The sequence below is a fragment of the Pseudomonas tensinigenes genome (assembly GCF_014268445.2).
GTDB lineage: Bacteria > Pseudomonadota > Gammaproteobacteria > Pseudomonadales > Pseudomonadaceae > Aquipseudomonas > Aquipseudomonas tensinigenes.
The window spans coordinates 1,024,513-1,042,500 of record NZ_CP077089.1 but is presented as its reverse complement, the minus strand read 5'-3'; the positions used below and the strand labels follow the sequence as shown (position 1 = coordinate 1,042,500).

General features: G+C 59.3%; 16 protein-coding genes (1 of these 16 only partly in view). 12 read left to right on the top strand and 4 right to left on the bottom strand.

The window, feature by feature from the left end; translation table 11 throughout:
- Positions 1 to 1,452, bottom strand: the 5' portion of a protein-coding gene (locus tag HU718_RS04485; RefSeq protein ID WP_038360740.1) for a CoA-acylating methylmalonate-semialdehyde dehydrogenase. Its footprint begins 42 nt before the window's first position; the window shows 1,452 of its 1,494 coding nt (coding positions 1–1,452); the start codon lies at positions 1,450 to 1,452; the stop codon falls past the left edge of the window.
- Between the two features lie 76 nt (positions 1,453 to 1,528).
- Positions 1,529 to 2,878, bottom strand: coding sequence for an omega-aminotransferase AptA (aptA, locus tag HU718_RS04480; protein WP_007914732.1), 1,350 nt, complete (start codon positions 2,876 to 2,878; stop codon positions 1,529 to 1,531).
- 138 nt (positions 2,879 to 3,016) lie between these two features.
- Here aptA and HU718_RS04475 point away from each other — a divergent pair, with 138 nt between their 5' ends.
- The 7 genes from HU718_RS04475 (at position 3,017) to HU718_RS04445 (ending at position 10,977) form a co-directional block, all read left to right on the top strand.
- Positions 3,017 to 3,937, top strand: a complete 921-nt coding sequence (locus HU718_RS04475; protein WP_102901587.1) for a LysR family transcriptional regulator — start codon at positions 3,017 to 3,019, stop codon at positions 3,935 to 3,937.
- Between the two features lie 121 nt (positions 3,938 to 4,058).
- Positions 4,059 to 5,447: a uracil-xanthine permease family protein gene (locus tag HU718_RS04470; protein ID WP_150731329.1), complete on the top strand. Its 1,389-nt coding sequence runs from the start codon at positions 4,059 to 4,061 to the stop codon at positions 5,445 to 5,447.
- 88 nt (positions 5,448 to 5,535) lie between these two features.
- Positions 5,536 to 6,186, top strand: coding sequence for a TetR/AcrR family transcriptional regulator (locus HU718_RS04465; protein WP_016987357.1), 651 nt, complete (start codon positions 5,536 to 5,538; stop codon positions 6,184 to 6,186).
- 7 nt (positions 6,187 to 6,193) lie between these two features.
- Positions 6,194 to 6,775, top strand: a complete 582-nt coding sequence (locus HU718_RS04460; protein ID WP_186612785.1) for an IMPACT family protein — start codon at positions 6,194 to 6,196, stop codon at positions 6,773 to 6,775.
- 608 nt (positions 6,776 to 7,383) lie between these two features.
- Complete coding sequence (locus HU718_RS04455) at positions 7,384 to 8,931, top strand: ABC transporter ATP-binding protein (protein ID WP_186612787.1); 1,548 nt, start codon at positions 7,384 to 7,386, stop codon at positions 8,929 to 8,931.
- Between the two features lie 13 nt (positions 8,932 to 8,944).
- A complete protein-coding gene (locus HU718_RS04450; protein ID WP_186612789.1) occupies positions 8,945 to 10,051 on the top strand; it encodes an ABC transporter permease in 1,107 nt (368 codons plus the stop codon).
- On the top strand, positions 10,051 to 10,977 hold the full coding sequence (locus HU718_RS04445; protein WP_095122036.1) for an ABC transporter permease: 927 nt from the start codon (positions 10,051 to 10,053) through the stop codon (positions 10,975 to 10,977). Before HU718_RS04450 ends, HU718_RS04445 begins: the two co-directional genes overlap by 1 nt.
- Before the next feature lie 59 nt (positions 10,978 to 11,036).
- Here the strand turns inward: HU718_RS04445 and HU718_RS04440 are convergent, their stop codons facing one another.
- Complete coding sequence (locus HU718_RS04440) at positions 11,037 to 11,471, bottom strand: hypothetical protein (protein ID WP_186613095.1); 435 nt, start codon at positions 11,469 to 11,471, stop codon at positions 11,037 to 11,039.
- Positions 11,472 to 11,554: 83 nt separating this feature from the next.
- On the opposite strand from HU718_RS04440, the gene HU718_RS04435 reads away from it, so the two are divergent.
- The 3 genes from HU718_RS04435 to HU718_RS04425 all read left to right on the top strand — a co-directional run bounded on the left by HU718_RS04435 (position 11,555) and on the right by HU718_RS04425 (position 14,225).
- Positions 11,555 to 11,905 carry a MerR family transcriptional regulator gene (locus HU718_RS04435; protein ID WP_186612791.1) on the top strand — a complete coding sequence of 117 codons (351 nt, stop codon included), beginning with the start codon at positions 11,555 to 11,557 and terminating at the stop codon, positions 11,903 to 11,905.
- 25 nt (positions 11,906 to 11,930) lie between these two features.
- The gene (locus tag HU718_RS04430) at positions 11,931 to 12,614 is read left to right on the top strand and encodes an SDR family oxidoreductase (RefSeq protein WP_186612793.1); all 684 of its coding nucleotides are present in this window, start codon (positions 11,931 to 11,933) and stop codon (positions 12,612 to 12,614) included.
- A gap of 252 nt (positions 12,615 to 12,866) precedes the next feature.
- Complete coding sequence (locus tag HU718_RS04425) at positions 12,867 to 14,225, top strand: 8-oxoguanine deaminase (protein ID WP_116256686.1); 1,359 nt, start codon at positions 12,867 to 12,869, stop codon at positions 14,223 to 14,225.
- 124 nt (positions 14,226 to 14,349) lie between these two features.
- Here HU718_RS04425 and HU718_RS04420 read toward each other — a convergent pair whose 3' ends face one another.
- A complete protein-coding gene (locus tag HU718_RS04420) occupies positions 14,350 to 15,441 on the bottom strand; it encodes a calcium:cation antiporter (RefSeq protein WP_102901595.1) in 1,092 nt (363 codons plus the stop codon).
- A 287-nt stretch (positions 15,442 to 15,728) separates the two neighbouring features.
- Here HU718_RS04420 and HU718_RS04415 point away from each other — a divergent pair, with 287 nt between their 5' ends.
- Positions 15,729 to 16,802 carry a BMP family ABC transporter substrate-binding protein gene (locus HU718_RS04415; protein ID WP_150731324.1) on the top strand — a complete coding sequence of 358 codons (1,074 nt, stop codon included), beginning with the start codon at positions 15,729 to 15,731 and terminating at the stop codon, positions 16,800 to 16,802.
- 143 nt (positions 16,803 to 16,945) lie between these two features.
- The gene (locus tag HU718_RS04410; RefSeq protein ID WP_186612795.1) at positions 16,946 to 17,911 is read left to right on the top strand and encodes a 2-oxoglutarate and iron-dependent oxygenase domain-containing protein; all 966 of its coding nucleotides are present in this window, start codon (positions 16,946 to 16,948) and stop codon (positions 17,909 to 17,911) included.
- Positions 17,912 to 17,988: the final 77 nt, after the last annotated feature.

The window sequence follows — 17,988 nt, the reverse complement described above, 5'->3', positions numbered from 1 at the left end:
ACGCTGCGGCCAGCGCTGAGTGATCGCCTTGCGACGGGTATAGAAGCGCACACCATCCGGACCATACGCATGCAGGTCACCAAACAGCGAACGCTTCCAGCCGCCGAAGCTGTGGTAAGCCACCGGCACCGGCAGCGGCACGTTGACGCCAACCATACCGACTTCGATCTCGTCGCAGAACAGACGCGCCGCCTCACCGTCACGGGTGAAGATGCAGGTGCCATTGCCGTATTCGTGATCGTTGATCAGTTGCATCGCCTCTTCCAGGCTGTTCACGCGAACGATGCACAGTACCGGGCCGAAGATCTCTTCTTTATAGATGCGCATTTCTGGAGTGACGTTGTCGAACAGGCAGCCACCGAGGAAGAAGCCTTCTTCATGACCGGCCACGCTGAAACCACGACCGTCGACCACCAGGGTCGCGCCCGCCGCCACACCGTCATCAACGTAACCACTGACTTTGTCGCGCGCCTGACCGGTGACCAGTGGCCCCATATCCAGGCCGCACGAAGTGCCGGCACCGATTTTCAGCGCCTGGATCTGCGGTACCAGTTTGGCCACCAGCGCATCGGCCACTTGATCGCCTACACAAACGGCAACCGAAATCGCCATGCAGCGCTCGCCACAGGAACCGTAAGCCGCGCCCATCAGTGCGCTGACGGCGTTGTCCAGATCGGCATCCGGCATCAGCACTGCGTGGTTTTTCGCGCCGCCCAGTGCCTGAACGCGCTTACCACGCTTGGTGCCTTCGGCGTAGATGTACTCGGCAATCGGCGTCGAACCAACGAAGCTCAGCGCTTTGACTTCCGGCGCTTCGATCAGCGCGTCTACTGCAGTCTTGTCACCGTGAACCACGCTCATCACGCCTTTCGGCAGACCGGCTTCCAACAGCAACTGAGCGATCAGCAGTGTCGAGCTTGGATCACGCTCGGACGGCTTGAGGATGAAGCAGTTGCCGCAGACGATCGCCAACGGGTACATCCACAGCGGCACCATGGCCGGGAAGTTGAACGGGGTGATCCCGGCAACGATGCCCAGCGGCTGGAAGTCCGACCATGCGTCGATGTTCGGGCCAACGTTGCGGCTGTACTCACCCTTGAGGATTTCCGGCGCGGCGCAGGCGAACTCGACGTTCTCGATACCGCGCTTCAATTCACCGGCGGCGTCTTCCAGAGTTTTACCGTGTTCTTCGCTGATCAATTGCGAGATGCGTGCTTCGTTCTGCTCCAGCAGTTGCTTGAAGCGGAACATCACCTGCGCGCGTTTGGCCGGTGGCGTGTTGCGCCAGGCCGGGAACGCAGCCTTGGCGGCATCGATGGCTTTCTGGATGGTTGCCTGGCTGGCCAGTGGCAGCTTGTGGATAGCCTGACCGGTGGACGGGTTGAACACATCAACCGCGCGACCGTTCTCGGTCACCAGTTCGCCATTGATCAAATGCGGGATAACGCTCATCGAAAACTCCTGAATTCTTGTCCACGGGCACCCGTTAAGGAGTGCCCGTTTTTGTAGGTATATATAGAAGGAAAAATCAGTCGAGCTTGTTCAGCACTTCGCCGACCGCGTCGAACAGGCGATCGAGGTCTTGCGGCTTGCTGTTGAAGGTTGGGCCGAACTGCAGGGTGTCGCCGCCGAAGCGTACGTAGAACCCGGCTTTCCACAGGGCCATGCCCGCCTCGAACGGACGCACAATAGCGTCGCCGTCACGACCGGCAATCTGGATTGCACCCGCCAGACCGAAGTTACGGATGTCGATAACGTTCTTCGAACCTTTCAGACCGTGCAGCGCGTTTTCGAAATGCGGTGCGACTTCAGCGACACTCTGCACCAGGTTTTCCTTTTGCAGCAGGTCGAGTGCTGCAAGACCTGCGGCGCAGGCCACCGGGTGTGCCGAGTAGGTGTAGCCGTGCGGGAATTCCACAGCGTATTCCGGGGTCGGCTGATTCATGAAGGTCTGGTAGATCTCGGAGCTGGCAATCACCGCGCCCATCGGGATCGCGCCGTTGGTGACTTGCTTGGCGATGCACATCAGGTCCGGAGTAACGCCAAAGGTGTCGGCACCGAACATGTTGCCGGTACGGCCGAAACCGGTGATCACTTCGTCGAACACCAACAGAATGCTGTGCTGATCGCAAATTTCGCGCAGACGTTTCAGGTAACCCTGCGGCGGCACCAGTACACCAGCGGAACCGGCCATAGGCTCAACGAATACCGCGGCGATGTTCGAAGCGTCGTGCAATTCGATCAGCTTCAGCAGCTCATCGGCCAAAGCGATACCGCCCTGCTCCGGCATGCCACGGGAGAACGCATTGCTCGCCAGCAACGTGTGCGGCAGGTGATCGACGTCCATCATCGCCTGACCGAACAGTTTGCGGTTGCCATTGACGCCGCCGAGGCTGGTGCCGGCGATGTTCACGCCGTGGTAGCCACGGGCACGGCCGATCATTTTGGTCTTGGTCGACTGGCCTTTCAGGCGCCAGTAGGCACGGACCATTTTCACTGCGGTGTCGGCGCACTCGGAGCCCGAGTCAGTGAAGAACACGTGGTTGAGGTTGCCCGGGGTCAGCTCGGTGATTTTTTCGGCCAACTGGAACGACAGTGGGTGGCCGTATTGGAAGCCCGGCGAGTAATCGAGGGTGCCCAATTGCTTGGAGACTGCTTCCTGAATTTCCTTGCGGGTGTGGCCAGCGCCGCATGTCCACAGACCGGACAGCGAGTCATATACCCGGCGGCCCTTGTCGTCGATCAGCCAGCTGCCTTCGGCACCAACGATCAAACGCGGGTCGCGCTGAAAGTTACGGTTGGCGGTGTACGGCATCCAGTGCGCGTCCAGCTTCAGTTGGCTGGCCAGTGGCGACGGCGCGTTTTCAGGCATGTTCATCGGGCAAAACCTCGCAGGGCATAAGCGTCAGGGAGATAAAAAGCGTTGTTGCAGCTAAATTGCCACGCGGATAAAGTCGGTGAAATCCAACTCTTCTAACCTTCAGTTAGAACTTCGCTAAACAATGAGAACAACAAGATGAGCAGCCGCCGCCCCGATCCGCTGGCCCAGGTCAGTGACTTTGATATTCGCCTGTTGCGGATTTTTCGCAGCGTGGTGGAGTGCGGCGGCTTCTCCGCGGCGGAAACCGTGCTCGGCATTGGGCGCTCGGCGATCAGCCAACAGATGAGCGATCTGGAGCAGCGTCTCGGTTTGCGTCTGTGTCAGCGTGGTCGCGCCGGGTTTTCGCTGACCGAAGAAGGCCGTGAGGTGTATCAATCGGCGCTGCAACTATTAAGTGCCCTGGAAAGTTTCCGCACCGAGGTCAACGGTCTGCACCAGCATTTGCGCGGTGAGCTGATCATTGGCCTGACCGATAACCTCGTCACCCTGCCCCACATGCGCATCACCCACGCCCTCGCTCAGTTGAAGGAACGCGGGCCGGATGTGCAGATCCAGATCCGCATGATTGCGCCGAATGAAGTCGAGCAAGGCGTGCTCGATGGACGTCTGCATGTTGGCGTGGTGCCGCAGGCCAGTGCGTTGTCGGGACTGGAATATCAGCCGTTGTACAGCGAGCGTTCGCTGCTTTATTGCGCGGTGGGTCATCCGCTGTTTTACGTCGATGACAAACAGCTTGATGACGAACGCCTGAACAGTCAGGACGCGATTGCGCCGACGTTCCGTTTGCCGGCGGAGATTCAGGCGCATTACCAGGCGCTCAATTGCACGGCCAGTGCTTCTGACCGTGAAGGCATGGCGTTTCTGATTTTGACCGGGCGTTATATTGGGTATTTGCCGGATCATTACGCCAGTCTTTGGGTGCAGCAGGGGCGCTTGCGTGCTTTGAAAGCAGGAACGCGGTTTTACGATTTGAGTCTGGCATCGGTCACGCGCAAGGGGCGCCGCCCTCATTTGGTGCTGGAGAGCTTTCTGGAGAGTCTGGCGGCGACGCGTTGAAAATCCTCCGAGGCCCGCCGGCGTTGGGCCTTAGCAACAGATTCAACAAATAACCTGAGCAAGTGGACAGCTTTTTGCAAAGCAGGATCAACTCCGATCCTTCAACAAGAAGCCTTCAGCCATGCAGCCAGATTCCGAACAATCCAGCGACCTGATCTACGGCCTCAACGACCGCCCCAAACCACTCGCCGCAACTCTCGCGGCGCTGCAACACGTACTCGCCAGTTTCGTCGGCATCATCACCCCGCCGCTGGTGATCGGTTCAGCATTGGGGCTGACCGCACATTTGCCCTACCTGATCAGCATGGCGTTGATGGTCTCGGGCGTCGGCACCTTTATTCAGGCGCGGCGGCCGTTCGGCATCGGGGCGGGAATGATCTGTTTACAGGGCACCAGTTTCGCCTTTCTCGGTGCGGTGCTGTCGGCCGGTTTTCTGGTCAAGCAACGTGGCGGCAGCCCGGAAGACATTCTGGCGATGATCTTCGGTGTGTGCTTTTTCGGCGCAATCGTGCAGATCGTCCTCAGCCGCTTCATCGGCCAGTTGCGCAGAGTCGTCACGCCGCTGGTGACCGGGATCGTCATCACCCTGATCGGCATCAGCCTGATCAAGGTCGGCATCACTGATCTCGGCGGTGGTTTCAATGCGCCGGACTTCGGTGCGCCGGGCAATCTGGCGCTGGGCGTGTTCGTTCTGCTGACGATCATTCTGCTCAACCGCTCCAATACGCCGTGGGTACGTTTGTCGGCGATCATCATTGGTTTGCTGCTCGGCAGCCTCGCCGCCTGGTTCAGTGGGAAACTGCTGCCGCAACCGTTGCCTGACTTGCCGCTGGTGAGTTTTCCTACACCGTTCAAGTTTGGCTTCAGCTTCGACTGGACGGCTTTCCTGCCGGTCGCGCTGATTTATCTGATCAGCACCATCGAAACCGTCGGCGACCTCACCGCCAATTGCATGCTCGCTCGCCAACCGATCAGTGGCCCTTCTTATATAAGCCGCTTGCGCGGTGGCGTACTCGGCGATGGCGTCAGCTGCATGATCGCCGCGACCTTCAGCGCTTTCCCCAACACCACGTTCGCGCAGAACAACGGCGTGATCCAGTTGACCGGCGTTGCCAGTCGCTACGTCGGTTTGTACATCGGCGCGATCCTGTTTTGTCTCGGTATGTTCCCGATGATCGGCGCGGTGCTGCAACAGATCCCGAAACCGGTGCTCGGCGGCGCGACTCTGGTGATGTTCGGCGCGGTGGCTGCGGCCGGCGTGCGCATCCTCGCGCAGTCGCCGCTGGATCGACGCAGCATGTTGATCATCGCCACGTCGTTCGGCGTCGGCCTGGGCATTGCCGCGCAACCGAACCTGCTGCACCTGCTGCCAAAACTGGTGCAGAACCTGTTCGACTCGGCGATCACCAGCGGTGGTTTGACGGCAATCGTCCTGTGCCTGCTGCTGCCGGAAGCGAAAACCGATGGCGCTGAAGTATCCGCCGCGCTGAACAAGATCGAACAGGCGTAACGGTTTTATCGCGCAAAGACTTGTCGGATGCCTGTGGGTGCGCTATCAACGCACTTGGTTGCACCCACAGACAAACCCGGAAGTGCCTATGACCTTTGAAGTCCCAGCCCATGGCGGCAAACCCGCCAGCCGCATTCGTCAGAAGAACGAAGAGACCATCCTCAAAGCCGCCGAAGACGAGTTCGCCCGTCACGGGTACAAAGGCACCAGCATGAACACCATCGCCCAGAATGCCGGGTTGCCCAAGGCGAACCTGCATTACTACTTCACCAACAAACTCGGTTTGTACGTGGCGGTGCTGAGCAACATCATCGAGCTGTGGGACAGCACCTTCAACACCCTCACCGCCGAGGACGATCCGGCCGAAGCACTGACTCGCTATATTCGCGCCAAGATGGAATTTTCCCGTCGCCAACCACAAGCCTCGCGGATCTTTGCGATGGAAGTGATCAGCGGCGGCGAATGCCTGACCGAATATTTCAATCAGGATTACCGCGCCTGGTTCACCGGCCGCGCGGCGGTGTTTCAGGCGTGGATTGATGCGGGCAAAATGGACCCGGTCGATCCGGTGCACCTGATCTTCCTGTTGTGGGGCAGCACTCAGCATTACGCCGACTTCGCCACGCAGATCTGTCGCGTCAGCGGTCGCAGCAAGTTGACCAAGCAGGACATGGAAGACGCCGGCAACAACCTGATCCGCATCATTCTCAAAGGCTGCGGCCTCACTCCTCCTCTATAAGACGTTTATGCCTTTCACCCTCAGCGGTTTTTGCGAATACCGCGAAGAGATTCGCAAAAGCCGCTTTATCACCTTCGCCACGCCGATCGGCAGCCCTGCTGATGCGCAGGCGTTCTTTGAACAGCACAGCGATTTGAATGCTTCGCACAATTGCTGGGCATGGAAACTCGGCGATCAATATCGCAGCAATGACGATGGCGAACCGGGTGGTACTGCTGGGCGACCGATATTGGCGGCGATTGAAGCGCAGGATTGTGATCAGGTCGCGGTGCTGGTGATTCGTTGGTACGGCGGGATTCAACTCGGTACGGGCGGTTTGGCCCGGGCATATGGCGGTGGCGCGAACAAGTGCCTGCAAACGGCGGCCAAGGTCGAGTTGATCAGCCGGGTGCCGTTGAGTTGCACTTGCGGGTTTGCCGAGTTGGCTTTGGTGAAGTTGCGCGTTGCCGATCTGGCTGGATTGGTAGTGGAGGAAAACTTCACGGCGAACGGGGTCGAGTTGAAGTTAGCGGTGGGTGAGGCGCAGATCGAGTTGTTGCAAAGCCAATTGGCGGATTTGAGCCGTGGGCGGATTTTGTTGCAGCGGTGAAGCCAAGATCAAAAGATCGCAGCGTTCCGCAGCTCCTACATTTGAAATGCGTTCCCCTGTAGGAGCTGCCGAAGGCTGCGATCTTTTAGGGCATTCCCCGTTTTCCTTATTCCACGGACTTGCCCACATCTGCTGTGCACCCGACTGTGGATAACCTGAGCACATTCTGCTGTAACCCTTCTGTCACGTGGCTTTGCGCAGTTTGTTCATTTTTCGTTCAATTCATCCGACGTAACGAATTTTTCGAACAGAAACAGTCAGTTAGCTCGGTTTATCACCATTAGAAGAAAGCACCGCAGTGCTTATGCCCAGGTTTGCAGCTTGCGCACAATAACTGTGGAGCAACCTGTGGATAACCCGTTCATGGCTGGCGCAGTCGCAGGTCCCGCCTAGCCCACAGGGGTTTGCTCGTTTTTTGATCAGTTATCAGCGGGCAAAACTGGAGCCCGATCAACGGCTTTGCTCTGAATTGGTGCCGTGAGCCCAGCCAGTTTTGCAGGCAATGCTCTGCTTCAGGCACTCGCACACGCGGCCCGCTCGCGTTCCTGACTCAATGGCCAGGAAATTGCTTTATCCACAGGCACAACTCCAAGCAAGTCGAGCCTGTCATGTCCATTGCTCCTGCAACCCCGCGCCTGCAACTGCGCCAGATCAGCAAACGTTATCCCGGTTGTCTGGCCAACGATGCCATCGACCTGAGCATCGCGCCCGGTGAAATTCACGCCCTGCTCGGTGAAAACGGTGCGGGCAAAAGTACCTTGATGAAGATTATCTACGGCGTCACCCAAGCCGATGCCGGGGAGATGCTCTGGCAAGGACAACGGATCAACATCCGTAATCCGGCCCAGGCGCGGCAGTTGGGCATCGGCATGGTGTTCCAGCATTTCTCGCTGTTCGAAACCCTCAGTGTGGCGCAGAACATTGCCCTGGCAATGGGCGCGGCGGCCGGAACGCCCAAACAACTGGAACCAAAAATTCGCGAAGTGTCACGCCGTTACGGCATGGCGCTGGAGCCTGAAAGACTTGTCCACAGCCTGTCGATCGGTGAGCGGCAACGGGTGGAGATCATTCGTTGCCTGATGCAGGACATTCGCCTGCTGATCCTTGATGAACCGACTTCGGTACTGACACCGCAGGAGGCCGACGAGTTGTTCATCACCCTGCGCCGCCTCGCTGCCGAAGGCTGCAGCATTCTGTTTATCAGCCACAAACTTGGTGAAGTGCGTGCGTTGTGTCATAGCGCGACGGTTCTGCGCGGCGGGCGTGTCGCCGGACATTGCGTGCCTGCCGAATGTTCGGATCAGCAATTGGCGCAGATGATGGTGGGGGAAGCGGCGGCGTTGATTGGCGACTATCCGAAGGTCAGCGGCGGCGCGGCATTTTTGCGGGTGAGCGGATTGAGTTGGCATAACCCGGACCCGTTTGGTTGCTCTTTGGCGGACATTAATCTGCAAGTACGCAGCGGTGAAATCGTTGGCATCGCCGGGGTCGCGGGCAACGGTCAGGATGAATTGCTCGCCCTGCTCAGTGGCGAACAAACATTGCCTCGGGCGGACGCCGCGACCATTCGATTCGCTGAGCAACACGTCGCCGACTTACGTCCCGATGCACGACGCAAACTGGGTCTGGCATTCGTGCCTGCCGAGCGTCTCGGTCATGGCGCGGTGCCGGAATTGAGTCTGGCGGACAACGCCCTGCTGACTGCGTTCCAACAAGGGTTGGTCAGCAACGGGCTGATCCAGCGCGGCAAAGTCGAAGCCCTCGCCCAACAGATCATTCAGCGTTTCGGCGTAAAAACCCCGGACACGCAAACCGCCGCGCGCAGTTTGTCCGGCGGCAATCTGCAGAAATTCATCCTTGGCCGGGAAATTCTCCAGCAACCGAAACTGCTGATCGCCGCGCACCCGACCTGGGGCGTCGACGTCGGTGCTGCCGCGACCATTCACCGCGCGCTGATCGCGTTGCGCGATGCCGGCGCGGCGATTCTGGTGATCTCCGAAGACCTCGACGAACTGTTCCAGATCAGCGACCGCCTCGGTGCGTTGTGCGGTGGACGTTTGTCGGCGCTGCACAACACCACCGATACCCAACTCAGCGACGTCGGCGGCTGGATGGCCGGCCAGTTCGACAACCCACCTTCTGCCGCCACGGTTTAACGGAGTTTTACTCATGCTGCTTTCCCTCGAACCCCGTGGCCAGCAATCGCGCCTGATGCTGTGGTGCTCGCCGTTACTGGCAGCGGCGCTGACGCTTGGCTGCGGCTCGCTGCTGTTTATCGCTCTTGGCCACGACCCGTTGCAAACCTTGCACACGCTGCTGATCGCGCCGGTCAGCGACTTGTATGGCATCTCCGAATTGCTGGTCAAAGCGCTGCCGATTCTGCTTTGCGCAATGGGGTTGGCCGTGGCGTATCAGGCGCGGATCTGGAACATCGGCGCTGAGGGGCAATTGCTCCTCGGCGCCCTCGCCGGCAGTGCCTTGGCGGTGAACATCATCGGCATGCAAAGTCGTTGGGCGCTGGTATTTATTCTGCTCACTGGCACCCTCGCTGGCGCGGCGTGGGCCGGGCTCACCGCGTGGTTGCGCACGCGCTTCAACGCCAACGAAATTCTCACCAGCATCATGCTCAATTACATCGCGCTGAACCTGCTGTTGTTCTGTGTGCACGGGCCGCTGAAAGATCCCGCCGGGTTCAACTTTCCCGAGTCGGCGATGTTCGGCGACGCCAGTCGTTTGCCGTTGTTGATGGAGGATGGCCGCGTGCATGCCGGGGTGTATTTCGCCCTGCTCGCGCTGGTCGTGGTGTGGGTGTTGTTGCAGAAAAGCTTTGTCGGTTTCCAGATCAAAGTGCTAGGGCTGGACAAGCGTGCCGCAGGGTTTGTCGGCTTTCGCGAGAAGCGTTTGATCTGGCTGGCGCTGTTGATCAGCGGCGGATTGGCCGGGCTCGCCGGCGTCTGCGAAGTCACCGGGCCGATTGGCCAATTGGTGCCGCAGGTGTCGCCGGGTTATGGCTATGCGGCGATTACCGTGGCGTTTCTCGGGCGTCTGAATCCGATCGGGATTCTGTTTTCGAGTCTGTTGATGGCGCTGCTGTACATCGGCGGCGAGAGCGCGCAAATGACGATGAACCTGCCGCAAGCGATCACCCAGTTGTTTCAGGGAATGATGCTGTTTTTCCTGCTCGCCAGTGACGTGCTGATCCTCTATCGGCCACGCCTGAACCTGCGCTGGGTGAAGCGCACCTCGACTACTGCCGTAACCGCCGGAGCGCTGTGATGGATATCGATCTGTTGAGCAATATTTTCTACGCCATGGTGCGTTGCGGCACGCCGCTGTTGCTGGTGGCGCTGGGGGAGCTGATTTGCGAAAAGAGCGGCGTGCTCAACCTCGGGCAGGAAGGGATGATGCTGTTTGGCGCGGTGATCGGTTTTATCGTCGCGCTGAACAGCGGCAACCTGTGGCTCGGCGTGTTGTTGGCGATGCTGGCCGGCATGTTGTTGTCGTCGCTGTTTGCCTTGGTGGCGCTGGTGTTCAACGCCAATCAGGTGGCGACCGGTTTGGCCCTGACGATATTTGGTGTCGGGCTGTCGACCTTTGTCGGCGCGGCTTGGGTGGGTAAACCGTTGGCCGGTTTTGAGCCGCTGGCGATTCCTTATCTGAGTGAGATTCCGTTGATTGGGCGGATGCTGTTTGCCCAGGATCTGCTGGTGTATCTGTCGTTCGCGCTGTTTACGCTGGTGGCGTGGGTGATCATCAAAAGTCGTGTCGGGTTGATCATTCAAGCGGTGGGTGAGAACCCGGATGCGGCCAGTGCGATGGGCTTGCCGGTGTTGACCGTGCGCACCTTGGCGGTGCTGTTCGGCGGGGCGATGGCCGGGTTGGCCGGGGCTTATCTATCGCTGGCGTATACGCCGATGTGGGCAGAAAACATGACCGCCGGGCGTGGCTGGATCGCCTTGGCGCTGGTGGTATTTGCCAGTTGGCGAGTATGGCGGTTGTTGCTCGGGGCGTATCTGTTTGGCCTCGCCAGCATCCTGCATTTGGTGGCGCAGGGGTTGGGGCTGGCGATTCCGTCGAGTTTGCTGGCAATGCTGCCGTATGTCGCGACGATTGTGGTGCTGGTGTTGTTGTCGCGGGATGCGCTGCGCACAAGATTGTATGCGCCGGTGTCGCTTGGGCAGCCTTGGCAGGCGGGGCATTAATTATTGTTTGGGCGGGCCTCTTCGCGAGCAGGCTCGCTCCCACATTTTCCGCGCCCGACTCAGGGGTGTGAGGTGACACCTATCTCCTGTGGGAGCGAGCCTGCTCGCGAAGACTTACTCACAGGCAACACCTGAGCAATGCCCCACGCCAGTTCGAAGACCAGGAAAACAATCAGAATCGAACTGGCGCCGTGCAACAAGGCATACGCCTGCCAAGCCGCAAACAGAAACCGCGCCACCGCGTCATACCGACCATAAAGCGCCTGCGGATCGCGAATCCGCAGCACCGCCCAAACACACACCACCGACCCCAACAGATTTGCCATCAACATATGCACAGGCTGAAACACCGGCAGTTCGCCGGGTAAATTCAGTGCGCTCAACAACCCGTGCACAAGCGCAAAACTCCATGGCGTGGCAAACGCTGCCGTGACGATCAAGTCATACCATGCACTTCCGCGCACCACGTTGCGATACTGCGTTGAAGTCCACATCATCCATGCTCCGGAAATTCAGGGAGCAAGCACGGTAAAGCCTGGAGTATGCTCCAGGGTCAATACTTCTTTTGAGAGCCAGCATGCGCATCGGTGAATTAGCCCAGGCCAGCGCCGTCAGCCGTGACACCCTGCGTTTCTATGAGCAGCGCGGGTTGATCGCGGCGCAGCGCAGTGCCAATGGTTATCGCGACTATCCGCCGGAGATGGTGCAACTGGTGCTCTATATCAAGACTGCGCAGCGTCTGGGATTTACCCTCGGCGAGATCGGTGACAGTGTCGCCGCATTGTGGAACGCGCCCGATCCGGACAACGCCGTGGCGCAGTTGCTGCGCGACAAACTCCAATTGATTGAAAACCGCATGAGCGAACTCGACGTACTGCGGCAAGAGCTGCAACTTCGCCTCGGTCAGGCCTGTCCATTGAATCCATGATCCTCATCCATCAAGGAAGCCCCTCATGTCTGCAAAAAACGCACTGATCATCGGCGCCTCCCGGGGCCTGGGCCTCGGTTTGGTGAAAACCCTGCTGGCCGACGGCTGGCAAGTCACCGCCACCGTGCGCAACCCTGCCAATGCCGATGCGCTTCAAGCATTAGGCAAGGTGCGGATCGAGAAGCTCGATATGGACGATCAGCAAGCGGTGATCGCTTTGAGCCAACAGCTCAAGGGCGAAACATTTGATTTGCTGTTCGTCAACGCCGGGGTCAAAGGCCCGGCCGATCAGACCCCGGGCGGCGCTACATTGGCCGAAGTCGGTCAGTTGTTCTTCACCAACGCGGTGGCACCGATCAATCTGGCCCAGCGTTTTGTCGGGCAGATCCGTGACGGCAGCGGCCTGCTGGCGTTCATGAGTTCCGGGCTCGGCAGCGTGACCGTGCCGGACGCGCCGGAGCTGGCGTTGTACAAAGCGAGCAAGGCTGCGCTGAATTCGATGACCAACAGTTTTATCACGCAATTGGGCGAGCAGAAGATGACCGTGTTGTCGCTGCATCCGGGTTGGGTGAAGACCGATATGGGCGGTGAAGGGGCTGACCTTGATGTGGAAACCAGCACCCGTGGGTTGATCGATCAGGTGAATGCGTACACCGGCAAGGGCGGGCATCACTTCATCAATTACAAGGGCGAAACGATTCCCTGGTAATTGATGATCCCCTGTAGGAGCTGCCGAAGGCTGCGATCTTTTGATCTTAAAAACAAAATCAAAAGATCGCAGCCTTCGGCAGCTCCTACAGTGGTTGTGTATTTTGGTGATGTTGTCCGGTCGGGTTGGGCTTGCCCGATGCGGCGTTTTGTTTGAAACTGCGCACCTCGTCCCCCGCGGCGACCCTGGATCAGCAGACAGGGCATCACTGAGCTGGCAACCCTGAACCCCATTTTCAGAGGAGCCGGCAACATGCCCGCGACCCGTACCTGGTTAAAAAATCCCCTCGCCATTTTCACCTCCAACGAGCTCGATGCCCGTGGCGGTCTTGTCGTGCAAGACGGTGTCATCGTCGAAGTCCTCGCCGCTGGCCAGCAGCCGTCGGCGCCGTGCAATGCAGTGTTCGATGCCCGCGAGCATGTGATCCTGCCGGGCCTGATCAACACTCACCATCACTTCTATCAAACCCTCACCCGCGCCTGGGCGCCGGTGGTCAATCAGCCGTTGTTCCCATGGCTGAAAACCCTGTACCCGGTGTGGGCGCGCCTGACGCCGGAAAAACTCGCCCTCGCCAGCAAAGTCGCTTTGGCCGAACTGCTGCTGTCGGGCTGCACCACCGCTGCCGACCACCACTATCTGTTCCCGGACGGTCTGGAAAACGCCATCGACGTGCAAGTCGAAACCGTGCGTGAACTGGGCATGCGCGCCATGCTCACTCGCGGTTCGATGAGCCTCGGCGAGAAGGACGGCGGTTTGCCGCCGCAGCAGACCGTGCAGGAAGGCCAAGTGATTCTCGACGACAGTCAGCGCCTGATTCACGAGTACCACGAACGTGGCGATGGGGCGCAGATCCAGATCGCCCTGGCGCCGTGCTCGCCGTTCTCGGTGACCCCGGAAATCATGTCGGCCAGCGCCGAACTGGCGAACAAACTCGACGTGCGCCTGCACACGCATCTCGCCGAAACCCTCGATGAAGAAGATTTCTGCCTGCAGCGTTTCGGCCTGCGCACCGTCGATTATCTCGACAGCGTCGGCTGGCTCGGCCCGCGCACCTGGCTGGCCCACGGCATCCACTTCAACCCGGACGAAATCGCTCGCCTCGGTCAGGCGGGCACCGGTATTTGCCATTGCCCAAGCTCGAACATGCGTCTGGCTTCCGGCATCTGCCCGAGTATCGATCTGACTGACGCGGGTGCACTTTTTGGTCTGGGCGTCGATGGTTCGGCGTCCAACGATGCCTCGAACATGATTCTCGAAGCGCGTCAGGCGTTGTACATCCAGCGCCTGCGTTACGGCGCCGAGAAGATCACCCCGGAACGCGTGCTGGGCTGGGCGACCAAGGGTTCGGCGAGCTTGTTGGGCCGTACCGATATTGGTGAGATTGCCGTGGGCAAGCAGGCGGATCTGGCGTTGTTCAAGCTTGATGAGCTGCGCTTCTCGGGCAGCCATGATCCGATCTCGGCGTTGCTGTTGTGCGGCGCGGATCGTGCGGATCGGGTGATGATTGGTGGCAAGTGGCGCGTGGTCGATGGCCAGGTTGAAGGGCTGGATCTGAAAGGCCTGATCGCCGACCACAGCCAGGCGGCGCGCCAGTTGATCGCCGGTACCTGATCCCCCGCCGTTCAAAACTGTGGGAGCGAGCCTGCTCGCGAAGAGGGAGTGTCAGACAACATGTTTGTTGGATGACACACCGCTTTCGCGAGCAGGCTCGCTCCCACATTGGTTTCTGCCAGCCTCAGAGCCCCAGCAGGGACAGCATGATGAACGTCGCAAACAGCACGAAGTGGGTCATGCCTTCGATGGCATTGGTCTCGCCATCATTCAGATTGATCGCGCTGACGATCAGCGTGATGAAGATCATCACCGTCTGCACCGGCGTCATCGCCATTTGAAACGGTTGGCCGGTGTACAGCGCCATCGCCTCCATCACCGGCACGGTCAGAATCACCGTCGACAATGACGCACCCATCGCAATGTTCACCACCGACTGCATGCGGTTGGCCAACGCTGCACGCAACGCGGTCAAAATCTCCGGCGCCGCGGAAATCGCCGCGACCAGAATCGCCGTGATCACCGGCGGTGCGCCCGTGCCTTCCAGGCCCAGATCGAGGGTCTTCGACATCACTTCGGCCAATGCGCCGATCACCACAATGCCAAACACCAGAATGCCGATCGACAAGCCGATGCTCGGTGCTTTCGCCTGCGCGTCCTGCGGTTCTTTCTTGCGGCGTTTGTCCGGATAGCTGTAGCTGAAAAAGTAACTGTGCGGGCCGACTTGCATGCGCAGAAACAGCGCGTAAAGCACCACCATCGCACCGATGGTGAATGCCGAATAAATCTTCCAGTTAGCCTCGGGAATAAACTCCGGCACCACCATCGACACGCCCATGGCGGTGAGGATCATCACGCTGTAGCTGCGCGCCGAATCGTCGTTGTACGACTGCTCGCCATGTTTGATCCCACCCATCAGCGCGGCGAGGCCGAGGATGCCGTTGATGTCGAGCATCACGGCGGAATAGATCGTGTCGCGCACCAGTGTGGGCGAGGCTTCGTTGCTCATCATGATTGCCAGAATCACCACTTCGACCAGCACAGCCGCGAGCGTGAGTATCATCGTGCCGTAAGGGTCGCCGACCTTTTCGGCGAGCAATTCGGCGTGATGGGCGACGCGCATCGAGGCGGCGACGATGAAAGCGATCAGCGCCAGGCCGGCAGTCAGCGCGACGATCTGGCCGCTGTGCAGCATCCAGTGTTCCAACGGATAGGCGACGCACGCGGCGATGACGGCCAGTAGCAGAAAACTTTCTTGCTTGAGGAGGGTGAGCATGGACGGGCCTTTTGCCGAAGAGTGCGAATGAGCTACTGACTGCGGGGCGGCGCTAACGTTTCGTTACACCTTAGCGCACCAAGCGCTGGCAGGGCTTTTGGCAGTTGCACTTTATTGGACTTGCTGGCCCCTTCGCGAGCAGGCTCGCTCCCACAGGGGAATGCGCTCGAATGTGGGAGCGAGCCTGCTCGCGAAGGCCTTCACACGGTTTCAAACCGGTTTGTTGTCCTGTTGGTCAGCAATTTGCATTGGCCCTGACCACACACAACAAAATGGAGCTCCAATTCATGCAAATACGTCCGTTGCACAAACTGCTGTGCGCCGCCCTCGGTCTGGGGATCAGCCTGAGCGCCAGCGCCGCCGATCCGCTGAAGGTCGGTTTCGTTTACATCGGCCCGATCGGTGACCACGGCTGGACGTATCAGCATGAGCAGGGGCGCAAGGCACTCGCCGAGAAATTCGGCAATCAGATCACCACCAACTACGTCGAGAACGTCGCCGAAGGTGCCGACGCCGAACGGGTGATCCGCAACATGGCCAAGGACAAGTACGACCTGATTTTCACCACCTCTTTCGGCTACATGAACCCCACTGTCAAAGTCGCCAAGCAGTTTCCCAAGGTGACCTTCGAACACGCCACCGGCTACAAACAGGACAAGAACCTCGGCACCTATCTGGCGCGCACTTACGAGGGTCGCTACGTCGGTGGTTTCCTCGCGGCGAAGATGACCAAGACCAAGAAGATCGGCTATGTCGCTTCGTTCCCGATCCCCGAGGTGATCCGTGACATCAACTCGATTCAACTGGCCTTGAACAAATACAACCCAGGCACCGAGATCAAAGTGGTGTGGGTCAACTCGTGGTTCGACCCGGGCAAGGAAGCTGATGCGGCCAACGCGCTGATCGATCAGGGCGTCGATGTGGTGTTCCAGCACACCGACAGCCCGGCGCCGATTCAGGCCGCCGAACGTCGTGGCGTGTACGCGGTGGGTTACGCCTCGGACATGGCGCACTTCGGGCCGAAAGCCGTGCTGACCTCGATCGTCAACGACTGGGCGCCCCATTACATCCAGGCGACGCAGAGCGTGATCGATCACAGCTGGAAACCCCAGGATTACTGGGGCGGACTGAAGGAAGGCACGGTTGAACTGCCGATCAGCGACCTGGTGCCGGCGCCGGTGAAAGCCGAGGCCGAGCAGATCATCGCCGACATCAAGAGCGGCGCGTTGCAGCCGTTTACCGGGCCGATCAAGGATCAGGCCGGCGTCGAAAAAATCCCGGCGGGCGTGAGTGCGACGAATGCTGAACTGGCGTCGATGAACTATTACGTTGAAGGCATGAAGGCTGAGATGCCGAAGTAATTTTTGCTAATTACACAAAACCCTGTGGGAGCGAGCCTGCTCGCGAAAGCGGTGTGTCATTAAACAAAAATGTTGTCTGACACTCCCTCTTCGCGAGCAGGCTCGCTCCCACATTGGAAACACAGCGTATTCAAGGATTGTGTATGGATCAGCTTCCGATCATCGATATCAGCCCGCTCTATAGCGACGATGAAAACGCCTGGCCTGCCGTCGCCGGGCAAATCGACCAAGCCTGCCGCGAATGGGGCTTTTTCTACATCCAGGGCCATCCGATTTCAGCGCAACGCATCGACGCGGTGCTCGATCAGACTCAGCGTTTTTTTGCCCTGCCCGCAGCAGAAAAACTCAAGATCGACATCACCCAGACCCGCCACCATCGCGGCTACGGTGCGATCGCCACCGAGCAACTCGACCCGAGCAAACCCAGCGATCTGAAAGAAACCTTCGACATGGGCCTGCACCTGCCGGCCGAGCATCCCGACGTGCTCGCTGAAAGACCGTTACGCGGGCCGAACCGGCACCCATCGCAAGCGGGTTGGGAAACCCTGATGGAGCAGCACTACCTCGACATGCAAGCCCTCGCGCAAACCCTGCTGCGCGCGATGACCATCGCCCTGAACATCGAACGCGATTTCTTCGACAGCCGCTTCGTTGACCCGGTCAGCGTCCTGCGCATGATCCATTACCCACCGCGCCACACCGCCAGCTCCGCCGAGCAGCAAGGTGCCGGCGCGCACACTGATTACGGCTGCATCACCCTGCTCTATCAGGACAGCGCCGGCGGCTTGCAAGTGAAAAACGTCAATGGCGAATGGATCGATGCACCGCCGATCGACGGCACTTTCGTGGTCAACCTCGGTGACATGATGGCGCGCTGGAGCAACGACCGTTATCGCTCGACTCCGCACCGGGTGATCAGCCCGCTCGGGGTGGATCGCTATTCGATGCCGTTCTTTGCCGAGCCGCACCCCGACACGCGCATCGAATGCCTGCCCGGTTGTCAGGACGCACAGCATCCGGCGAAATATCCGACGACCACTTGCGCCGAATTTCTGCTCTCGCGCTTCGCCGATACCTATGCCTATCGCCGTGAGCAGGAAGCTGTTTGATGGATCGCTTGGTCAGGTTTTGCCAATTGTTTCGGCGAGCATCTGTAGAATGCCGTCATTGCACCTGATGAGAAAAG

Coding starts and splice junctions, on each gene's coding strand:
- HU718_RS04460 (WP_186612785.1), top strand. CDS start 6,194: ATGCCTTTCACCCTCAGCGGTTTTTGCGAATACCGCGAAGAGATTCGC.
- HU718_RS04455 (WP_186612787.1), top strand. CDS start 7,384: ATGTCCATTGCTCCTGCAACCCCGCGCCTGCAACTGCGCCAGATCAGC.
- HU718_RS04445 (WP_095122036.1), top strand. CDS start 10,051: ATGGATATCGATCTGTTGAGCAATATTTTCTACGCCATGGTGCGTTGC.
- HU718_RS04475 (WP_102901587.1), top strand. CDS start 3,017: ATGAGCAGCCGCCGCCCCGATCCGCTGGCCCAGGTCAGTGACTTTGAT.
- HU718_RS04470 (WP_150731329.1), top strand. CDS start 4,059: ATGCAGCCAGATTCCGAACAATCCAGCGACCTGATCTACGGCCTCAAC.
- HU718_RS04465 (WP_016987357.1), top strand. CDS start 5,536: ATGACCTTTGAAGTCCCAGCCCATGGCGGCAAACCCGCCAGCCGCATT.
- HU718_RS04425 (WP_116256686.1), top strand. CDS start 12,867: ATGCCCGCGACCCGTACCTGGTTAAAAAATCCCCTCGCCATTTTCACC.
- HU718_RS04420 (WP_102901595.1), bottom strand. CDS start 15,441: ATGCTCACCCTCCTCAAGCAAGAAAGTTTTCTGCTACTGGCCGTCATC.
- HU718_RS04450 (WP_186612789.1), top strand. CDS start 8,945: ATGCTGCTTTCCCTCGAACCCCGTGGCCAGCAATCGCGCCTGATGCTG.
- HU718_RS04435 (WP_186612791.1), top strand. CDS start 11,555: ATGCGCATCGGTGAATTAGCCCAGGCCAGCGCCGTCAGCCGTGACACC.
- HU718_RS04440 (WP_186613095.1), bottom strand. CDS start 11,471: ATGTGGACTTCAACGCAGTATCGCAACGTGGTGCGCGGAAGTGCATGG.
- HU718_RS04430 (WP_186612793.1), top strand. CDS start 11,931: ATGTCTGCAAAAAACGCACTGATCATCGGCGCCTCCCGGGGCCTGGGC.
- HU718_RS04410 (WP_186612795.1), top strand. CDS start 16,946: ATGGATCAGCTTCCGATCATCGATATCAGCCCGCTCTATAGCGACGAT.
- HU718_RS04415 (WP_150731324.1), top strand. CDS start 15,729: ATGCAAATACGTCCGTTGCACAAACTGCTGTGCGCCGCCCTCGGTCTG.
- aptA (WP_007914732.1), bottom strand. CDS start 2,878: ATGAACATGCCTGAAAACGCGCCGTCGCCACTGGCCAGCCAACTGAAG.